An 18,953-nucleotide genomic window follows, 5' to 3' on the forward strand; every position below is an offset into this window, starting at 1 on the left:
AATAACGGGGGCGAGTCATGAGACAGGTTGCCATTTTTGCATCAGGAAGCGGAAGTAATTTTCAAGCATTAGTAGATGCCGTCCAAAGCGGAACACTGAAAGCGAATATCAAACTTCTTGTATGTGACCAGCCGGGCGCGTTTGTCATTCACCGTGCCCACACTGCAGGAATCTCTACTTTCGTCTTTCGGGCAAAGGACTATGAGAACAAGCAGGCATTTGAACAGGAAATCCTAAATGAGCTGGCTCATTTAGGTGTTGATTTTATTGTGTTAGCAGGGTATATGAGGCTGATCGGTCCAACCCTTCTCGAAAGCTTCGGTGGAAGGATCGTGAATATCCATCCGTCACTCCTTCCTTCTTTTCCAGGGAAGGACGCAATCGGACAAGCCATTGACGGAGGGGTGAAAATCACCGGTGTCACGGTTCACTTCGTAGACGCAGGCATGGACACAGGTGAGATCATCGCACAGGAAATCGTCCGTGTCACAACAGGTGAAACCAGACAGTCACTCCAGGACAAAATACAACACGTCGAACATCACCTATACCCAACCACCCTGAACCACCTCTTTCTCACCAGCGGTCACTAAACCCGGTGGGGAGAGGTTGGTTGATGGTTGCTTTATCTTGGTAGTGTGGTAAAGTGATGGGGGGACGGACCTTGGATTTTGAGCGGTGTATGAGTGGAGAAGCGGTATGGCTTGGAGTGTAGCAGGGTTGCGATTTGGTGTAGCGGCACAAGTTTTGGTGAAAGTGGCACGAGTTCCCCTCAAAGTGGCACAAGTCCGGTCGAAAGTGGCACAAGTTTTCCTCAAAGTGGCACAAGTCCACTCCCAAACGTCACACCAATCACCAAATCAACACATAAACCACCTACAAACTGATGAATTTTCAATAAAACGACCACCCACGCACCATTATAGTATACAATCCTCAAATCCATCTCCATTTAAACAACATAATAAAATAAAATCAGCACAACAGGCAGAGGAGGATCAGACATTGAAAAAGAGAGCATTGATCAGTGTTTCAGATAAAAGCGGAGTCATCGAATTTGCGAAAGAATTAAAGACACTAGGGTATGAAATCATTTCGACTGGTGGAACGAAAAAACTTCTTTTAGAAAATGACGTTGAAGTTATGGGAGTAGAAGAAGTGACGGGTTTTCCGGAAATCCTGGAAGGACGCGTTAAGACCCTTCACCCTAATATCCACGGTGGATTGCTTGCCAAGCGCGGCGAAGAAAGTCATCGCGTTCAGCTAGAGGAGCAGGGAATTGAAGGGATCGACCTTGTATGTGTCAATCTTTACCCGTTCCAACAAACGATCGCTAAGCCGAATGTCGGCGTTGAAGAAGCCATTGAGAACATCGATATCGGCGGTCCGACGATGCTGCGTGCAGCTGCAAAAAATCATCAATACGTGACAGTTGTAGTCGATGCATTGGATTATGATGGGGTTCTAGCCGAGTTGAAGCTTCACGGCGAACCAACATTGGAAAAACGTCGTAAATTAGCGGCCAAAGTGTTCCGCCATACGGCAGCTTACGATGCCTTCATTGCTGAATACATGACAGACATTTCTGGTGAAGAAAACCCTGAACGTTTTACAAGAACGTATGAATTAAAGCAAACACTCCGTTACGGGGAAAATCCTCATCAGCAGGCCTCTTTCTATCGCGCGCCCCTTGGCTCAGAATTCTCAGTGGCCATGGCAAGGCAGCTTCACGGGAAAGAGCTTTCATACAATAACATCAATGATGCCAATGCGGCTCTTCAAATCGTTAAAGAGTTCACGGAACCTGCAGCTGTTGCAGTGAAGCATATGAACCCATGTGGAGTCGGCGTTGGCTCGACCATTCATGAAGCGTTCTCGAAAGCGTATGAAGCGGATTCTACATCCATCTTCGGTGGAATCGTTGCGTTGAACCGTATTGTAGATGAAGACACAGCGAAGCAGCTTCATGAAATTTTCCTGGAGATCGTCATCGCACCAGCTTTCAGTGATGAAGCATTTGAGATCCTTTCAGCCAAGAAGAATATTCGTTTATTGACGGTTCCATTTGAATCTACAAATAAGATCGAGCGTAAGTTAACGACGGTTGAAGGTGGATTGCTTGTTCAAGCGGATGACACGTTCACCCTTGACGATGCAGACCTGAGAGTCGTGACGAAGCGTGAACCGACAGAAGCCGAATGGGACGCTATGAAACTCGGATGGAAAGTTGTGAAGCATGTGAAATCCAACGCAATCGTTGTGACAGATGCTCATATGACAATCGGAGTCGGTGCAGGACAGATGAACCGCGTCGGTGCGGCAAACATTGCTCTTGAGCAGGCAGGTTCGAAAGCTAATGGAGCGGCCATGGCATCCGATGCCTTCTTCCCGATGGACGACACCGTAGAAGCGGCTGCCAAAGCTGGCATCACCGCCATCATCCAACCGGGAGGCTCCATCCGTGATGAAGACTCCATCAAAAAAGCAGACCAATACGGCATCACCATGGTCATGACCGGGATCCGCCACTTCAAACATTAATTGGAGGGACGGACCTCAAGTTTTGACTGTTATCTGAACTTGAAAAACGGTAAAGACATTGAAGGTAAAGGATTTATTAAGGGCTAAGTTGATTCAAGGAAAGAGAAAGGAGGGACGGACCTCCACTTCTCTTTCCAGTACCAAGCCCATAAATACAGCTCAAGAAATTTTTCCACATACCAACCTCTCCTCATCTACAACATTAAAGGAGAGGTTTTCTTAAAAGGGGGCTATCTTAAGATGAAAGTATTAGTGATCGGCCGCGGTGGTCGCGAACATGCCATATGCAAGAAATTAGCGGAAAGTGAAAGTGTGAGAGAAGTGTTCTGCGCACCAGGGAATGCAGGTATCGCAGGCGTAGCGACAAATCTTCCATACACTGAAACTGGCGTGAGTGATCTCATTGATTTTGCCAAACAAGAGGATATTGCGTTTACGTTTGTAGGTCCCGAAAACCCATTATTGGATGGGATCGTCAACCGTTTCCAGGAGGAAGGCCTGCACATATTCGGACCGACGAAAGAAGCGGCCATCATCGAAGGAAGTAAATCATTTTCTAAAGAGTTAATGAAGAAATATAACATCCCCACGGCTTCCTATGAAGTGTTCACAAGCGTAGAGAAAGCAATCGAATATGTGAAGGAAGTCGGTGCGCCGATCGTAGTGAAGGCAGATGGTCTGGCAGCCGGAAAGGGTGTTGTGGTGGCTGAAACGGAGCAGGAAGCCATCAGCGCTTTGGAAGACATGCTTCTTGATGAGAAATTCGGGGATGCCTCCTCGAAAGTGGTTGTGGAAGAATGCTTGTTTGGAGAAGAGTTCTCACTCATGGCATTTGTGAATGGTGAGTCGGTCTATCCCATGGTGATCGCCCAGGATCATAAGCGTGCCTTTGATGGGGATCAAGGTCCGAACACAGGTGGGATGGGTGCTTATTCCCCGGTTCCGCATATTACGGATGAAGTCGTGCAAGAAGCGATTTCTACGGTTCTCTACCCGACAGCACAAGCAATGGTGAAAGAGAATCGTTCATTTACCGGCATTCTATATGCTGGGCTGATGCTGACAAGTGAGGGTCCAAAGGTCATCGAATTCAATGCCCGTTTCGGAGACCCGGAAACACAGGTAGTCCTGCCGCGATTGACTTCTGACTTTGGCCTCGTGGTGAAGGATATCATCGAGGGCAAGCCTGTTCAATTGGAATGGTCGGATGAAGCGGTTGTTGGGGTTGTGCTCGCAGCCGAGGGGTATCCTGGCACCTATGAAAAAGGGATCCAAATCCCTGACATTGAAGGTTCGCTTGATCATGGAACCTTGGTATACCATGCAGGAACGGAAATCAGTGAGGAAGATACCCTTGTTTCAAATGGGGGAAGAGTATTATTGGTCGCTTCCACTGCCTCCACGGTTGAAAAAGCGCAAACAGACGTTTACCGTCAATTAGGCAAAGTAGATTGGAAAGGCTTGTTCTACAGGAGAGATATCGGGCTCAAAGCTATCGAACACGTCTCTTCCTAGATTTTCGAACATACACATACGCAATGGCGACGATGCCGCCAATCAACGAAAACAGAACATACGACATATCCGTTAAATATTCCCAAAACAATACAAACAACTCCTTTTATCAATTTATCAATATAGATGCAAAGTTGCCGAGGAAAGTCCTTTTGAGGGACGGACCTCGGCAATCTGCCATTTTGCTCGATTTAATTCAAGGGAAAGCCCGCCGTTACTGCATTTCGAAGAAAGACATCATTTTCAAATAACTAAGAATGAAGGTCCGTCCCTTTATCGCCGATTCCCTTGCCGCCGTTCAACGCCTCTTGGACTTCTTGGTTGGTGAGTTCTTCAGGGTTGAAGTTGGATTCTTTTTTGGTGTTGTTGAGCGGTTCTTGTTGGTGTTCGCTTTTTGATTGATGGTTGTGATTGTCATGATCGGATTTACCGGACTTCAGCATGTCTTTGAAGTTCATCATATCCTTCGCTTTAAATCCACCGAAGCCGCCGTTTTCATTTCCGCCTTCTCCCCCTTTTTCAAACAGGGCAGTGACAGGACAGTAACGCAATATCCCTTCTCCCACTTTCATGGCACCGATGACCGCCATGACGAGATAGGAGTCTCTCCATGGACGTCTTGCAAGCTTGGAAGTACTCCAGGCAAGGATGGTAAATCCAATGGTGATGCGGATAAGGGCATTGATGATCCCGATGTTTGATGATACTTTCATTTGTACATTCCTCCCTAATCGATAATTCACATAATTGTTGTAAACCTTTAATGCGTTAAATAGTAAAATATGTTAACATAAAATGAAACTTACACTAATACCATTCCACTAGAGGAGTGTTCACTTTGGACCAGCGCTACAGATGGAAGAACAAACAACTGCGAGAACATGTACAAGTACTGAATGGAGAATTGTCTCCCAGTCTTCTTTTAAAGAATGCAACCTACCTTCACTCAACGTTAAAGAAATGGGTGCAGGGACATATTTGGGTTTACGGTGACCGGATTGTCTATACCGGTGATCAACTCCCTGAAAACCTTGAGAAGTGTGAAATCGTGGACTGTGACTCACAGTACCTCGTTCCAGGATATATTGAACCGCATGTACATCCGTTTCAGCTTTATAATCCCCAATCTTTTTCCAAGTATGCATCCCAAACCGGTACAACGACATTCGTAAATGATAACCTGATGATGTTTTTACAATTGGAAAAAAAGAAAGCGTTTACTTTATTAAGGGAATTTAACAATATGCCAGTGACGATGTACTGGTGGACTCGATTTGATTCACAGACTGAAATGATGAATGAAGAGGTCACTTTCTCAAATGGGGAAGTGAAATCTTGGCTCGAACATGACTCTGTCCTTCAAGGCGGTGAATTGACCGCATGGCCGCGACTGCTCGAAGGAGATGACCTGATCCTTCACTGGATGCAGGAAGCCAAAAGGATGGGGAAAATCGTGGAGGGGCATCTCCCGGGAGCCTCTGATAATACGATCGCTAAGCTTGGCTTATTAGGAATAGATGGAGATCATGAATCGATGACCGGAGAAGACGTGTACAAGCGTCTCATTCAAGGGCTGACCGTCACCCTGCGCCATTCATCCATCCGGCCGGATCTACCGGTTCTGTTAGACGGGTTAAAAGAACAAGGCATCGATTCCTACGATTCCTTGCTATTTACAACAGATGGATCCACGCCTGGTTTCTACGAAAAAGGCGTACTGGATTTCATGATCAAAATGGCGTTGGATAAAGGCATCCCGCCCATTGAAGCGTATCATATGGCAAGTTACAACGTTGCCAATTATTACAATATCACTCACCTCCATGGGATGATTGCTACAGGCAGGGTTGCCAATATCAACTTCCTTTCTGCAAAGGATGATCCGACTCCAGTTTCGGTCCTGTCAAAGGGAGTCTGGGTTCGTAAAAACGGCGAACAGATGGAGGATTACACAGAAATTAAATGGGGAGAAAGTGGATTTACCCCTCTACAACTCGACTGGGAGGTTGGGTATGACGACCTTCAATTCTCCATGCCGTTTGGTATTGAAATGGTGAATGATGTCATTACCAAGCCTTACTCCATTTCCATCAATCCATCAGAAGACTTTCTCGAGACTGACCATGATCAATCATTCCTCATGCTGCTCGACCGGAATGGTAAGTGGAGAATCAGCACCATGATCAAAGGCTTCTCGAAGGGGGTCATGGGGTTTGCGTCGTCTTACTCCAATACAGGGGACATTATCCTGATTGGAAAAAGAAAGTCTGATATGATTGCAGCCTTCGACAGGATGAAAGAAATCGGGGGAGGGATCGTCCTTGCAGAGAATGGTGAAATCCTGCACGAAATCCCCCTTCCACTAAGCGGACTGCTTTCTCAGAAAGAAATGCCGGAGCTGATTGAAGAAGAAAAAATACTAAAAGGATTATTAAAAGAAAGAGGCTATCGCTTCGCGGATCCGATCTATACATTACTGTTTCTTCAGTCCACTCATCTTCCATATATCCGGATGACACAAAAAGGAATCTATGATGTAATGAAGAAAACGGTACTCTTTCCAACAATAATGCGTTAAAATAGTAAAGTATATAGGGGTGTAAAAAAACATGCTGAAAAGAGCTTTGATTATTGCGTTAAGCTCGTTGACACTTGTCGCATGTAGTTCAGATAAAGAGATAAAGAAAGAATCTGATAAAGAAGCCGCAACTCCAGTGGTGAAAGAAGAGACAGGCGTAGAAACGGAAGATATGTATCAATCCCCTTTAACAGGGGTGGGAGAAGAGAATGAGTCGACGGCCCGCTCGGTGGCTGTGATGGTGAATAACCATCCGAAGGCCCGGCCCCAATCAGGCTTATCCAAAGCGGATATCGTTTATGAAGTATTGGCAGAGGGGGATATCACTCGTTTTCTCGCCATATTCCAAAGCCGGATGCCGAAAGAAGTCGGTCCTGTACGAAGTGCAAGAGATTACTATATAGAACTTGCAAAAGGATATGATAGTTTGTATGTGGCTCATGGATACAGCCCTGAGGCGAAAGAAATGCTGATGAATGGTTTTATCGATGATTTGAATGGGATCCAATATGACGGGACACTATTTAAGCGGGCAAGCTTCCGTAAAGCTCCTCATAATTCCTATATCACCTACGAGCATATCAAAGAGGGTGCGGATAAGAATGGTTTCGATATGAATCGCCCGCCTAAGGCACTGAATTTCAGTGATAAGGGAAAGATAAAAGGAGAAGCCGCAAATTCCGTGATGATTTCATACAATCAAAATCCCCTGTTTAATGTTGTGTATGACTACAACGAAAAAGAAGGCCGATACGAGCGCTATTCAAATGGAGAACAAACCATCGATTATGACTCGAAAGATCCTGTTCTGGTCGAAAACCTCCTCATCGTAGAAGCTTCACATCAGATTGTCGATGACGCTGGAAGGCGTGATATAGACATCGAATCAGGCGGGAATGCTTATTTGATACAAGATGGTAAGCTTCGTAAAGTTCACTGGGAGAACGTCGACGGCAGAATTCTTCCTTTTGAAAATGATAAACCTGTAAGCCTGCGAAAAGGATCGACATGGATCAACGTCATTCCAAGTTCTCCGGGGTTGACCGGTTCGGTATCTTATCAAGAATAGAAGGAAAAGGAGTCTTTTGAATGCAAATAAATAAACTAAGAGGCAAGGAGCTGGATCAGTTATTCAATGCTGTTCTTTCCCTGCAGAATCTTGAAGAATGCTATCGTTTCTTTGATGACCTTTGCACCATCAATGAAATTCAATCTCTTGCTCAACGTCTTGAAGTCGCACGTATGCTTCAGGATGGGAAGACCTATCATAAGATTGAAACGGAAACAGGTGCAAGTACCGCAACGATTTCCCGTGTGAAACGCTGCTTGAATTACGGAAATGATGCGTATCAGTTAGTGTTGGATCGTGTACATCAGGAAGAGAAATAATGGAAGGACCGCTGTCGATGACGAGCGGTCTTTGTTTTTTGTCCGGGTGTCATCCAGCTCCGGCGGCTAGCCCCTCGAGGTCATAAGTCAACCTGTCCAAAAAGACAAAAAGCGCCTTTCCGGCCAGTTCGCCTTATGCTTGTCGGGTCTGAGCAAGCCGCCTCTGCTTTTGGTGTCATCCAGCTCCGGCGGCTAGAGGCTCGAGGTCATAAGCAAAACCTGCCAAAAAGGCAAAGAACGCCTTCCCGGCAGGTTTATCTTATGCTTGTCGCCTCTGGGCGAGCCGCTTCCGCTTTTGGTGTCATCCAGCTCCAGCGGCTAGAGGCTCGAGGTCATAAGCAAAACCTACCAAAAAGGCAAAGAGCGCCTTCCCGGTAGGTTCATCTTATGCTTGTCGCCTCTGGGCAAGCCGCCTCCGCTTTTGTAGTTAATGCGACTCCCACCCACAAATGATATAATACGTTAGATGGATGTATGAATGGAGGAACAGCGCATGTATGATGTCCAAGAGTGGCGCCATGTATTTAAACTAGATCCGAATAAGACAATAGATGATGAAGATTTAGAAGCAGTATGTGAATCAGGAACAGACGCGATTATCGTAGGGGGAACGGACGGTGTAACCCTTGAAAAGGTTCTTGATTTGATGGCACGAGTGAGACGATATACGGTTCCTTGTATTCTGGAGGTGTCGAATCTGGAGTCGATTACTCCGGGCTTCGATTTATATTTCATTCCCATGGTGATGAACAGTCAGAATATGAACTGGGTGACGGGATTACATCACCAGGCGGTCAAGGAATATGGAGAAATCATGAATTGGGACGAAATCCTGGTAGAAGGATATTGTATATTGAACCGTGACTGCAAGGCAGCACAAGTAACGGAAGCAAACACAGACATTTCAAGTGAAGACGCGGCAGCTTATGCCATGATGGCAGAAAGGATGTTCAATCTGCCGATCTTTTACCTGGAATACAGTGGTACATATGGGGATGTAGAAACCGTGAAAGAAGTAAAAGATTCCCTTGAAAACACGACTTTATTCTATGGAGGCGGCATCAAATCCGTACAGCAGGCGAAGGAAATGGCCGCGGTTTCTGATGTTGTAGTGGTTGGGAATGTTGTATATGACAACGTAAAGGAAGCATTGAAAACGGTAAAAGCTGTGAAGGGATAAGGATCCTACTGGAGGTCCGTCCTAGAATGAGATATAATTGAAATACAAATATAGAACGTACGTTCGTTATGGTGGTGAGAGAGTATGCAATTTTTGACTGATCGATTGTTGAATGGAATGAATCCGCAGCAGGCTGAAGCGGTGAAGGCGACTGAGGGGCCGTTACTGATCATGGCAGGGGCAGGCTCAGGGAAGACAAGAGTGTTGACGCATCGGATTGCGTATTTGATGGTGGAAAAAGGGGTCAATCCTTATAATATTTTAGCGATTACCTTTACAAATAAAGCCGCAAGAGAAATGAAGGATCGTATCTATAACATCCTTGGAGGAGCGTCGGAGAACATTTGGATCTCCACTTTCCACAGCATGTGTGTACGGATCCTTCGCCGTGATATTGACCGGATCGGATTAAGCCGAAACTTCACGATCCTGGACTCGACAGATCAGCAGTCTGTCATTAAATCGATTTTAAAAGAAAAAAATATAGACCCAAAGAAATTTGATCCTCGTTCCCTTCTTGGATCAATTAGCTCTGCGAAAAATGAGCTGACTACACCCGAAGAATTATCCAAACAGGTAGGGGGATATTACGACCAGGTCGTTTCGGACGTGTACACGGAGTATCAGAAGCGATTACGAAAGAATCAGGCGCTTGATTTCGATGATCTGATCATGACGACGATTCAATTGTTTCAACGTGTACCGGAAGTATTGGAGTTTTATCAGCGCAAGTTTCAGTATATACACGTGGATGAGTATCAGGATACGAACAGAGCGCAATATATGCTCGTAAAACTGCTCGCATCCCGTTTCCAGAACCTCTGTGTAGTAGGGGATTCGGATCAGTCGATATATAAATGGCGCGGTGCGGACATTGCCAACATCCTGTCTTTTGAGAAGGATTATCCAAGAGCTACCGTAATTTTCCTTGAACAGAATTATCGTTCAACGAAAAGGATTCTTCAGGCGGCGAATGAAGTCATCCAGAAGAATTCAAACCGTAAACCGAAGAACCTGTGGACGGAAAATGATGACGGTGAGAAGATTTCCTATTTCAGGGCGGATACCGAGCAGACCGAAGCGCAATTCGTCACAGGAAAAATCAAAGAAATGATGGAAAACGGTAAGAGAAAGTATTCGGATTTTGCCATTTTGTATCGCACGAACGCCCAGTCCCGTGTGATGGAGGAAGTTCTTCTTAAATCGAATATCGAATATTCCATCGTGGGCGGCATCAAGTTCTATGACCGTAAAGAGATCAAGGATATTTTAGCGTATTTGAGACTCATTTCGAATCCTGATGATGACATCAGCTTGCAGCGTGTCATCAATGTACCGAAGAGGGGTGTCGGTGCCACGTCCATTGATAAAATCGCCCGTTACGCTCAAGACCATGATATTTCCATGTTCAGGGCGCTTGCAGAAGCGGACTTCATCGGACTCAGCCCTAAAATCACCAAGGCCGTGATTGAATTCATGGAGATGGTGAAAGGCTATACGAGTATGCAGGAGTATCTATCTGTAACGGAACTGGTAGAAGAAATTCTTGAGAAATCAGGCTATACAGACATGCTGAAAGCAGAAAAGTCCATCGAGTCCCAATCAAGACTCGAGAACTTGGACGAGTTCCTGTCAGTAACAAAAAGCTTTGAGGAATCAAACGACGATAAGAGCTTGGTGGCGTTTTTAACAGATCTTGCTTTGGTTGCCGATATAGATAAGCTTGATGAAGACGACCAACCGAAGGATTCTGTCATCTTAATGACCCTTCACGCAGCCAAAGGTTTAGAGTTTCCTGTTGTCTTCCTCATGGGAATGGAGGAAGGGGTATTCCCTCACAGCCGTTCCCTTATGGAAGAAGATGAAATGGAAGAAGAGCGCCGCTTGGCATATGTGGGAATCACCCGTTCAGAAGAGCAGCTCTTCTTGACGAATGCCCAGATGAGAACACTCTTCGGGCAAACGAAGATGAACCCGGTTTCCCGTTTCATCAGCGAAATTCCAGCAGACCTGCTGGACGATGTGATGGCAGAAAAGAAGAGTGCCTTCACGCCATTTGGGAAGTCAGCTTCGAAATCACCATCGCGCCCTACGCCGAGAAAGCCGGTTTCACGTCCAGTCCAAACCACTACGGGTGGAGAATCCGTTGCGTGGCAGGTTGGGGATAAGGCCCAGCATAAGAAGTGGGGAACGGGAACGGTTGTCAGTGTGAAAGGATCCGGAGACAGTGTCGAGCTCGATATTGCCTTCCCTAGTCCAATGGGAATCAAGCGTCTACTGGCCAAATTCGCTCCAATTGAAAAAGCGTGACGTGTCGGAACGGTAATCTCTTCCGACCGACTGAATATTAAGCAAGAAAGGGTTGTGGAAATGGATCGACAATCAGCCGAAAAACGTGTCAGTGAACTGCACGAATTGTTAAATCAATACAATTATGAATACCATGTACTCGACAAGCCTTCCGTTCCCGATTCCGAGTACGATCAGCTTCTCCGGGAACTGATCGGGCTCGAAGATCAATACCCGGAATTGAAATCTGCGGATTCTCCTTCTCAACGAGTCGGTGGGACCATTCTAGAATCTTTTGAAAAAGTGGAGCACAGAACGCCGATGCTGAGTCTTGGAAATGCCTTCAATGAAGACGATCTCCGTGACTTTGACCGCCGCGTTCGCCAGGCGGTAGGAGATGATTTCTCCTATGTATGCGAACTGAAGATCGATGGCTTGGCCGTGTCCCTCAGGTATGAAGAAGGAAAGTTTGTCCAGGGGGCCACAAGGGGAGATGGATCCATAGGAGAGGATATCACTTCGAACCTGAAGACGATTCGTTCGATTCCGTTAAAGATTTCTGAAAAGATGTCCTTCGAGGTCCGCGGTGAAGCCTTCATGCCGAAGGGATCTTTCGAAGCTTTAAATAAGCTGAAAGAGGAAAAAGGGGAAGAACCATTTGCCAACCCGCGAAATGCGGCGGCTGGTTCATTACGCCAACTTGATCCAAAAATCGCGGCATCACGGAATTTGGATGTTTTCTTATATGCCCTAGCCGATATCGGTGATACAGGGATTGACTCACATAGTGAGGGACTGGATAAGCTTGATGAGCTTGGATTTAAAACAAACCCTGAACGTAAACGCTGTGCGACCATTGAAGAGGTCATTGAATTTGTCGGAAAATGGACAGATGAACGCCCGAATCTTGCCTATGATATAGACGGCATCGTCATCAAAGTGGATTCCCTTGATCAGCAGCAGGAACTTGGAACGACAGCGAAAAGCCCAAGGTGGGCCATTGCGTACAAGTTCCCGGCTGAGGAAGTCGTCACCGTGTTGAAGGAGATTGAATTAAGTGTTGGTCGTACCGGAGTTGTCACGCCAACAGCTATTCTTGAACCGGTTCGTGTAGCGGGAACGACCGTGCAACGGGCCTCGCTGCACAATGAAGATCTGATCAGGGAGAAAGACATCAAGATCGGTGACCAAGTTGTCATTAAGAAAGCGGGGGACATCATCCCGGAAGTGGTCAACGTACTGGAAGACAAGAGAACAGGTGATGAACAGGAGTTCTTGATGCCGACCCATTGTCCTGAGTGTGAAAGTGAGCTTGTAAGGCTCGAAGGGGAAGTAGCTCTCCGCTGTATCAATCCGAAATGCCCGGCACAAATCCGTGAAGGCCTCATTCACTTTGTATCAAGGAATGCCATGAACATTGATGGACTCGGGGAAAAAGTGATCAGCCAATTATTCAGGGAGAAATTGATTGAAGATGTCGCCGATTTATACAGATTAGAACGTGAACAGCTCCTGCAGCTGGAACGAATGGGTGAGAAATCCGTCGATAATCTGTTAGACGCGATTCAAACGTCAAAGGGAAATTCCCTGGAGAAATTGTTATTCGGTCTTGGAATCCGTCACGTTGGAGCCAAAGCGGCCAAGACATTGGCACAGGAGTTCAGTTCGATGGACAGGCTGATGGAAGTAGGCAAAGAAGAGCTATTGAATGTCAATGAAATCGGGGATAAAATGGCCGATGCCATTGTCGCTTACTTTGAAAACGATGAAGTAAAGGAACTTATTCAGGAGCTGAAGGACGCCGGGGTAAACCTCGAATACAAAGGACCGAAACCTGTAGCAGCAAGTGACGTTGACTCTTATTTTGCAGGGAAAACGATTGTGCTGACAGGGAAAATCGAGCGGTTGAGCCGTAATGAAGCCAAAGAAAAAATTGAAATGCTCGGTGGGAAAGTTACCGGAAGCGTTAGTAAGAAGACCGATCTTGTCATCGCAGGGGAAGAAGCGGGATCAAAGCTGACGAAAGCGAACGAGTTAAACATAGAAGTTTGGGATGAGGACAAGCTGATGGAAGAACTTAACCGATAAGAGGTGTAACGAGGAATGAAAAAAGGGATTTCGGTCGCACTCTCCGCATTGTTGTTGTTGGGAGGCTGCGCTCCGACATTTGAGAAACAGGATCAGGTCGTTCAGGAAAATCAGGACAGCGAAGCGAAGAAGGCCATCATACCAAGCTTCCAAATTTCGAAAGAATACTACAAGACGATGCTTCCGTATGAAACGAGTAATACTCGGGGCGTCGTCGTGAATGATCTGGGATCCAGATACGATATCAATGAAATCGAAAAGGGTTTGCTGCGGGTGGCTCAGAATCGATTCTCAACGGAAGAATACTTCTTTAAAGAAGGCCAGTTCCTGACGAAGAAAACGGTGGATAGCTGGCTTCAAAGAAAGTATACAAGTGAACAACTGAAGGAAAAAGGACTTAAGGAGTCTGAAAATGTGGGTCTGAATCCCGTTCAATCAAGCGGAGAGAATGCCCCTATTTACCTTGCTCATGTGATTGAACATAATTATCTAATGAAAAAAGAAGACAACAAGGTGCGCCTCGGTGGAGTCGCCATCGCCCTATCCCTGAATTCTGTTCAATATGAGACCAATATGTCAAATGGGACCAGAACAGTCAAAAATATCAGCAATGAAGTGTTGAAACAACAGGGAGCGAAAATCGCAGACGAAGTCCTGAAGCGCCTTCGTCAGAAAAAAGAACTTCAAAATGTCCCGATTATGATTTCTCTTTACAAGCAGGCTCCTAAAGATCAGGTCGTCCCTGGTCACTTCTTTGCTTATACGACGGTGGAGCCGAAGGATAGCGGCATTCAAGATTGGAAAGGAATCAATGAAGATTATTATTTATTCCCTTCTCCTGAAGCCGAGGACAACCATCCGAACGATTACAAAGTCTTTAATGAGTTTAAAACAGACATTGAAAAGTATTTCCCGGTCTACACGGGACTGACGGGACAAGCGCTCTATCAAAATCAGAAACTATCCAAGATGGAATTCGAGGTGGCCCTTTCGTTCCAGGGAAAAGCTGAAACCATCGGATTCGCCCAGCATCTCAAGAATATGATCAGTAAACAGACCCCGGACAGCTGGGACGTAGAACTTCTCGTCTCCTCTTCCTACGGACCCGAAGCCCTCATCGTGAAAAAACAGGGCAGTAAAGAAACCTATTTGCACATCTATGAATAAACAGAAAAAGAACTAATCCGCATAAGGGTTAGTTCTTTTTTAGTGAGGGACGGACCTTCGAATTATAGAAGTAGGTATTTTCTCGAAGGCTTATTTATTTTAGTAAAGACTTTGATTTGCAAACACTCTGTCATCGAGAATGTTCTAAGGCTTAGGGGAGCTGCTTTACTCAGCTATAAAAACAAGATCTTAGTGACAGAGCTAAATGGTGCTGAAAAACAGGTGAGAAGTTGATTAGTTTACTTTAATTGAAGTAAAAAAACTTATGCTTTGAAGTTGATTGGAGCGGAAGGTGCTCGACTCCTGCGGGAAACGCTGGACAGGTGAGACCCCACAGGGCGAAGCCCGAGGAGGCTCACCGCCAGCCCCGCGGAAAGCGAGCACCTGGAGCGGAAATCAACCACCACTCGTTTCGTCAAGATAACGATAACAGCTTTACAAAAAATGAAACTACCAGGCCTTTTCTTACGTAGAACGGGTATAGAACAAAAGAGGTGAAACAGTATGAACGGATATTATTTATTTGGACTCATCGTTGCCCTTGTACTATTTGTTGTCACGCTAATCATGATCCCTATTCAGTATCGTTATATTAAAGCCATGGAAGAGGAAAAGAAAAAGAATCGATCACAGGGGAAGATGTTTGAGGATATGCCTGTCCAGGAGCAGGTTCTTCACCACAATGCTCAGTCCAATCCCCTTTTTATCCCTGCCAACATCATCGCTCATATCCTATACAAAATGAAAAATAGGGGAGGAGGAGAAGGACGATGAGTTTCATCGCTTTTATAATGGCCGGTACGGCCCTTACCTTTGCATTTCATGTACTTGAACAAAATAAAAAATTAGAAAAGAGAATCCACGAATTGGAGCACAAGCTGTAAACAAACTGTATGCCTGAAGGTCCGTCCCTCGCCGCTTTAACGCGATGAGGGACGGACCTTCTTTCCTTTCTTCAGAGGCGGTTTGAAACGGTTGCGAAAAATGTCGAATGAAATTTCTGAAAAAAGTGTTCCATATCTGTGTTAACTGTTATACAATACAAACATGTTAAATAATCTGTATTATAACAATAAGATTTGTTTAATACACGTAAGGAGTGAAAAGGTTCTATGTCTACTCAAATGGTTGGTATCAAGGTAACCGGGGAATTCAGGACGGGCTTTGCGGACATTTTATCTCCGGAAGCTTTACAGTTTCTCGAACAATTGGAGCGTCGGTTCGGAGACAGACGCAAGGAGCTGTTACAGAACAGGGATAAGAAGCAGGAACGGATCAATGGTGGAGAGCTTCCTCACTTTTTGCCGGAAACGGAATCGATTCGACAAAGCGAATGGAAGGTCGGACCGATCCCACAGGCTTTACAAGATCGAAGGGTGGAAATCACCGGACCCGTTGACCGGAAGATGGTCATCAATGCTCTGAACTCAGGAGCGAAATGTTTCATGGCATGTTTCGAAGATGCCACCTCACCTACATGGACGAACCTCATAGAAGGACAGATCAACCTCAGAGATGCTGTACACCACACAATAGACTTCGAGACAAATGGCAAGCGTTATGAATTAAATCAGGAGCACGCGGTATTAATCGTACGACCGAGGGGACTTCATCTGGAAGAGAAACATATTGAACTGGATGGGAATCCATTATCCGGCAGCCTTGTCGACTTTGGTTTATTCTTTTTCCATAACGCGACACATTTAACCTCTACGAAGGATGGCCCTTATTTTTACTTACCTAAATTAGAAAGTCATCAGGAAGCACGTTTTTGGAACGATGTATTTAACTTTGCACAAGAATATGTGGGAATCCCCCAAGGGACGATCAAAGCGACAGTCCTGATCGAAACCATTACGGCCGCATTTGAAATGGATGAAATCCTTTATGAGTTAAAGGAGCATTCAGCGGGATTGAACTGTGGAAGATGGGATTATATTTTCAGCTATATCAAAAAGCTTCGGGAACAGGAAAATGTCGTCCTCCCAGATCGCTCGTCGGTTACGATGACAGCGCCGTTCATGAGAGCGTATTCCCTGCTTACAATCAAGACCTGTCACAGAAGAGGAGCTCCTGCCATAGGTGGGATGGCAGCGCAGATTCCTGTCAAGAATGATCCGGTTAAGAACGAAGAAGCCTTCAATAAGGTGAAGACAGACAAGGAAAGGGAAGCGCGTGATGGCCATGATGGTACATGGGTTGCCCACCCTGGTTTAGTACCGGTCGCCATGGAGGTTTTCAACCATGAGATGAAAACGGCCAATCAGATTGATGAGAAGACATTGAAAGGTCTTGAAGTAACAGAACAGGATCTTCTCGAGGTACCTCAAGGTGTGATAACAGAAGAAGGCGTCCGTTTGAATATCAATGTGGGCATCCAATACATTTCATCGTGGCTGAGCGGACAGGGAGCGGCTCCGATCCATAATCTGATGGAGGATGTGGCGACAGCAGAAATTTCACGGGCTCAGCTATGGCAATGGATCCGTCATCCGAAAGGGGTCCTTGACGATGGAAGGAACATCACCATGGAACTCTATGAACACCTGAAGCAGGAAGAACTGACGAAACTCAAAAGCCAATTAGGAGACGATCGATACAAGGAACGCCGATTCTCTGAAGCCGTCGACCTATTCGACCAGCTCATCCAGAACGACCAATTTACAGACTTCCTAACCATCCCTGGCTATCAGATCCTTTAAAGGGATAGAGGGACGGACCTGAAAGTAAAATAGCCGTCCTGTAAACGTTGATATAGCAGGCACCATTGCTTTATTCAATTACCGCTTCATTGTGATGAGGGACGGACCTCAATCACGAACGAAAAATGACGATAGAAATATACATCGATATGTATAAATAAACAAAACCAAAAAAGGGAGAGATATAACATGGTAAAACCAACGAACGAACGTGTAACGGCACTACAGGAAAATTGGGAAATGGATCAACGCTGGAAGGGGATCACACGCTCTTACTCAGCTGAAGACGTTATTCGTTTAAGAGGATCCATCGACATCGAGCACACTCTTGCCCGTCGCGGATCTGAAAAACTGTGGAACCTTCTTCACGAAGAAGACTACATCAATGCCCTTGGCGCACTGACCGGAAACCAGGCGGTCCAACAGGTAAGAGCCGGGCTGAAAGCCATTTACTTGAGCGGATGGCAGGTTGCAGCGGATGCCAATTTATCCGGACATATGTACCCTGATCAAAGTCTGTACCCGGCAAACTCTGTACCATCTGTCGTGAAGCGAATCAATCAAGCCCTGCAGCGTGCCGACCAGGTTCATTATGTGGAGGGGGACGAATCAATCGATTGGTTCGTGCCGATCGTGGCCGATGCGGAGGCTGGATTCGGAGGTCAGCTGAATGTGTTCGAACTAATGAAAGGGATGATTGAAGCAGGAGCTTCTGCCGTCCACTTCGAAGACCAGCTTTCATCTGAGAAGAAGTGCGGTCATCTTGGAGGGAAAGTGCTGCTGCCTACTCAAACGGCAGTTAAGAATCTTATCTCAGCCCGTCTTGCAGCGGATGTCATGGGCGTTCCGACGTTAATCGTTGCACGTACGGATGCGAATGCCGCGGACTTGATCACGAGCGATGTGGATCCTTATGATGCCCAGTTCATTACAGGTGATCGTACGCCGGAAGGCTTCTTCCGCACAAACGCTGGCCTGGATCAGGCCATTGCGAGGGGTCTTGCGTATGCGCCTTATGCGGACCTTGTGTGGTGTGAAACGTCTGAACCAAATCTTGAAGAAGCACGCCGTTTTGCAGAGGCCATCCATGCGGAGCATCCAGGGAAATTACTGGCGTATAACTGTTCTCCGTCCTTTAACTGGAAAAAGAAATTGGATGATGAAACAATCGCCAAATTCCAAGTCGAGCTCGGGAAAATGGGATACAAATTCCAGTTCGTCACACTTGCAGGCTTCCACGCGCTGAACCACAGCATGTTCGAGCTTGCCAGAGGCTACAAGGATCGCGGTATGGCAGCCTATTCACAGCTACAGGAAGCAGAGTTTGCAAGCGAAAAGCATGGTTATTCTGCTACAAGACATCAGCGTGAAGTAGGAACCGGTTATTTTGATGAAGTATCAATGGTCATCTCAGGTGGAACCTCCTCTACAACGGCCTTGAAGGGTTCAACGGAGGCAGCACAATTCTAAGATATTATTAAAATACTCATAAAGGTCCGTCCCT

The 18,953-nt window shown here is 46.0% G+C and carries 15 protein-coding genes; 13 read left to right on the top strand and 2 right to left on the bottom strand.

The features are described 5' to 3' along the window. The first annotated feature begins 17 nt into the window (after positions 1 to 17). The 3 genes from purN (at position 18) to purD (ending at position 4,056) form a co-directional block, all read left to right on the top strand. Entirely contained in the window at positions 18 to 593 is a 576-nt protein-coding gene (purN, locus tag LCL96_RS12715; protein ID WP_224941834.1) for a phosphoribosylglycinamide formyltransferase, read from the top strand. Positions 594 to 1,005: 412 nt separating this feature from the next. Beyond that, positions 1,006 to 2,541 carry a bifunctional phosphoribosylaminoimidazolecarboxamide formyltransferase/IMP cyclohydrolase gene (gene purH / locus LCL96_RS12720; RefSeq protein ID WP_224941835.1) on the top strand — a complete coding sequence of 512 codons (1,536 nt, stop codon included), beginning with the start codon at positions 1,006 to 1,008 and terminating at the stop codon, positions 2,539 to 2,541. 240 nt (positions 2,542 to 2,781) lie between these two features. Next, positions 2,782 to 4,056, top strand: coding sequence for a phosphoribosylamine--glycine ligase (gene purD / locus LCL96_RS12725; RefSeq protein ID WP_224941836.1), 1,275 nt, complete (start codon positions 2,782 to 2,784; stop codon positions 4,054 to 4,056). Here purD and LCL96_RS23710 read toward each other — a convergent pair. Then, positions 4,034 to 4,147 (bottom strand): EYxxD motif small membrane protein, encoded by a 114-nt coding sequence (locus LCL96_RS23710; RefSeq protein ID WP_324295670.1) that lies wholly within the window; start codon positions 4,145 to 4,147, stop codon positions 4,034 to 4,036. The genes purD and LCL96_RS23710 overlap by 23 nt on opposite strands. Positions 4,148 to 4,307: 160 nt before the next feature. Further along, positions 4,308 to 4,769 carry a DUF2892 domain-containing protein gene (locus LCL96_RS23605; RefSeq protein ID WP_318246425.1) on the bottom strand — a complete coding sequence of 154 codons (462 nt, stop codon included), beginning with the start codon at positions 4,767 to 4,769 and terminating at the stop codon, positions 4,308 to 4,310. Positions 4,770 to 4,894: 125 nt separating this feature from the next. On the opposite strand from LCL96_RS23605, the gene LCL96_RS12735 reads away from it, so the two are divergent. The 10 genes from LCL96_RS12735 to aceA all read left to right on the top strand — a co-directional run bounded on the left by LCL96_RS12735 (position 4,895) and on the right by aceA (position 18,919). Beyond that, positions 4,895 to 6,634, top strand: a complete 1,740-nt coding sequence (locus LCL96_RS12735; protein ID WP_224941837.1) for an adenine deaminase C-terminal domain-containing protein — start codon at positions 4,895 to 4,897, stop codon at positions 6,632 to 6,634. 31 nt (positions 6,635 to 6,665) lie between these two features. Continuing rightward, positions 6,666 to 7,703 carry a DUF3048 domain-containing protein gene (locus LCL96_RS12740; protein ID WP_224941838.1) on the top strand — a complete coding sequence of 346 codons (1,038 nt, stop codon included), beginning with the start codon at positions 6,666 to 6,668 and terminating at the stop codon, positions 7,701 to 7,703. A 20-nt stretch (positions 7,704 to 7,723) separates the two neighbouring features. Further along, complete coding sequence (locus LCL96_RS12745) at positions 7,724 to 8,023, top strand: YerC/YecD family TrpR-related protein (RefSeq protein ID WP_224941839.1); 300 nt, start codon at positions 7,724 to 7,726, stop codon at positions 8,021 to 8,023. A gap of 493 nt (positions 8,024 to 8,516) precedes the next feature. Beyond that, positions 8,517 to 9,203, top strand: a complete 687-nt coding sequence (locus tag LCL96_RS12750; RefSeq protein ID WP_224941840.1) for a heptaprenylglyceryl phosphate synthase — start codon at positions 8,517 to 8,519, stop codon at positions 9,201 to 9,203. Positions 9,204 to 9,287: 84 nt separating this feature from the next. Continuing rightward, on the top strand, positions 9,288 to 11,513 hold the full coding sequence (gene pcrA, locus LCL96_RS12755; protein WP_224941841.1) for a DNA helicase PcrA: 2,226 nt from the start codon (positions 9,288 to 9,290) through the stop codon (positions 11,511 to 11,513). 60 nt (positions 11,514 to 11,573) lie between these two features. Further along, on the top strand, positions 11,574 to 13,580 hold the full coding sequence (ligA, locus tag LCL96_RS12760; protein ID WP_224941842.1) for an NAD-dependent DNA ligase LigA: 2,007 nt from the start codon (positions 11,574 to 11,576) through the stop codon (positions 13,578 to 13,580). Positions 13,581 to 13,595: 15 nt separating this feature from the next. Continuing rightward, on the top strand, positions 13,596 to 14,747 hold the full coding sequence (locus LCL96_RS12765) for a CamS family sex pheromone protein (RefSeq protein WP_224941843.1): 1,152 nt from the start codon (positions 13,596 to 13,598) through the stop codon (positions 14,745 to 14,747). A gap of 504 nt (positions 14,748 to 15,251) precedes the next feature. Next, positions 15,252 to 15,521 carry a DUF3949 domain-containing protein gene (locus LCL96_RS12770; protein WP_224941844.1) on the top strand — a complete coding sequence of 90 codons (270 nt, stop codon included), beginning with the start codon at positions 15,252 to 15,254 and terminating at the stop codon, positions 15,519 to 15,521. Positions 15,522 to 15,859: 338 nt separating this feature from the next. Then, positions 15,860 to 17,449, top strand: a complete 1,590-nt coding sequence (gene aceB, locus LCL96_RS12775) for a malate synthase A (protein WP_224941845.1) — start codon at positions 15,860 to 15,862, stop codon at positions 17,447 to 17,449. A gap of 189 nt (positions 17,450 to 17,638) precedes the next feature. Beyond that, positions 17,639 to 18,919 carry an isocitrate lyase gene (gene aceA, locus LCL96_RS12780; protein WP_224941846.1) on the top strand — a complete coding sequence of 427 codons (1,281 nt, stop codon included), beginning with the start codon at positions 17,639 to 17,641 and terminating at the stop codon, positions 18,917 to 18,919. Positions 18,920 to 18,953: the final 34 nt, after the last annotated feature.

The sequence above is a fragment of the Rossellomorea aquimaris genome (assembly GCF_020172085.1).
Classification (GTDB): domain Bacteria; phylum Bacillota; class Bacilli; order Bacillales; family Bacillaceae_B; genus Rossellomorea; species Rossellomorea aquimaris_E.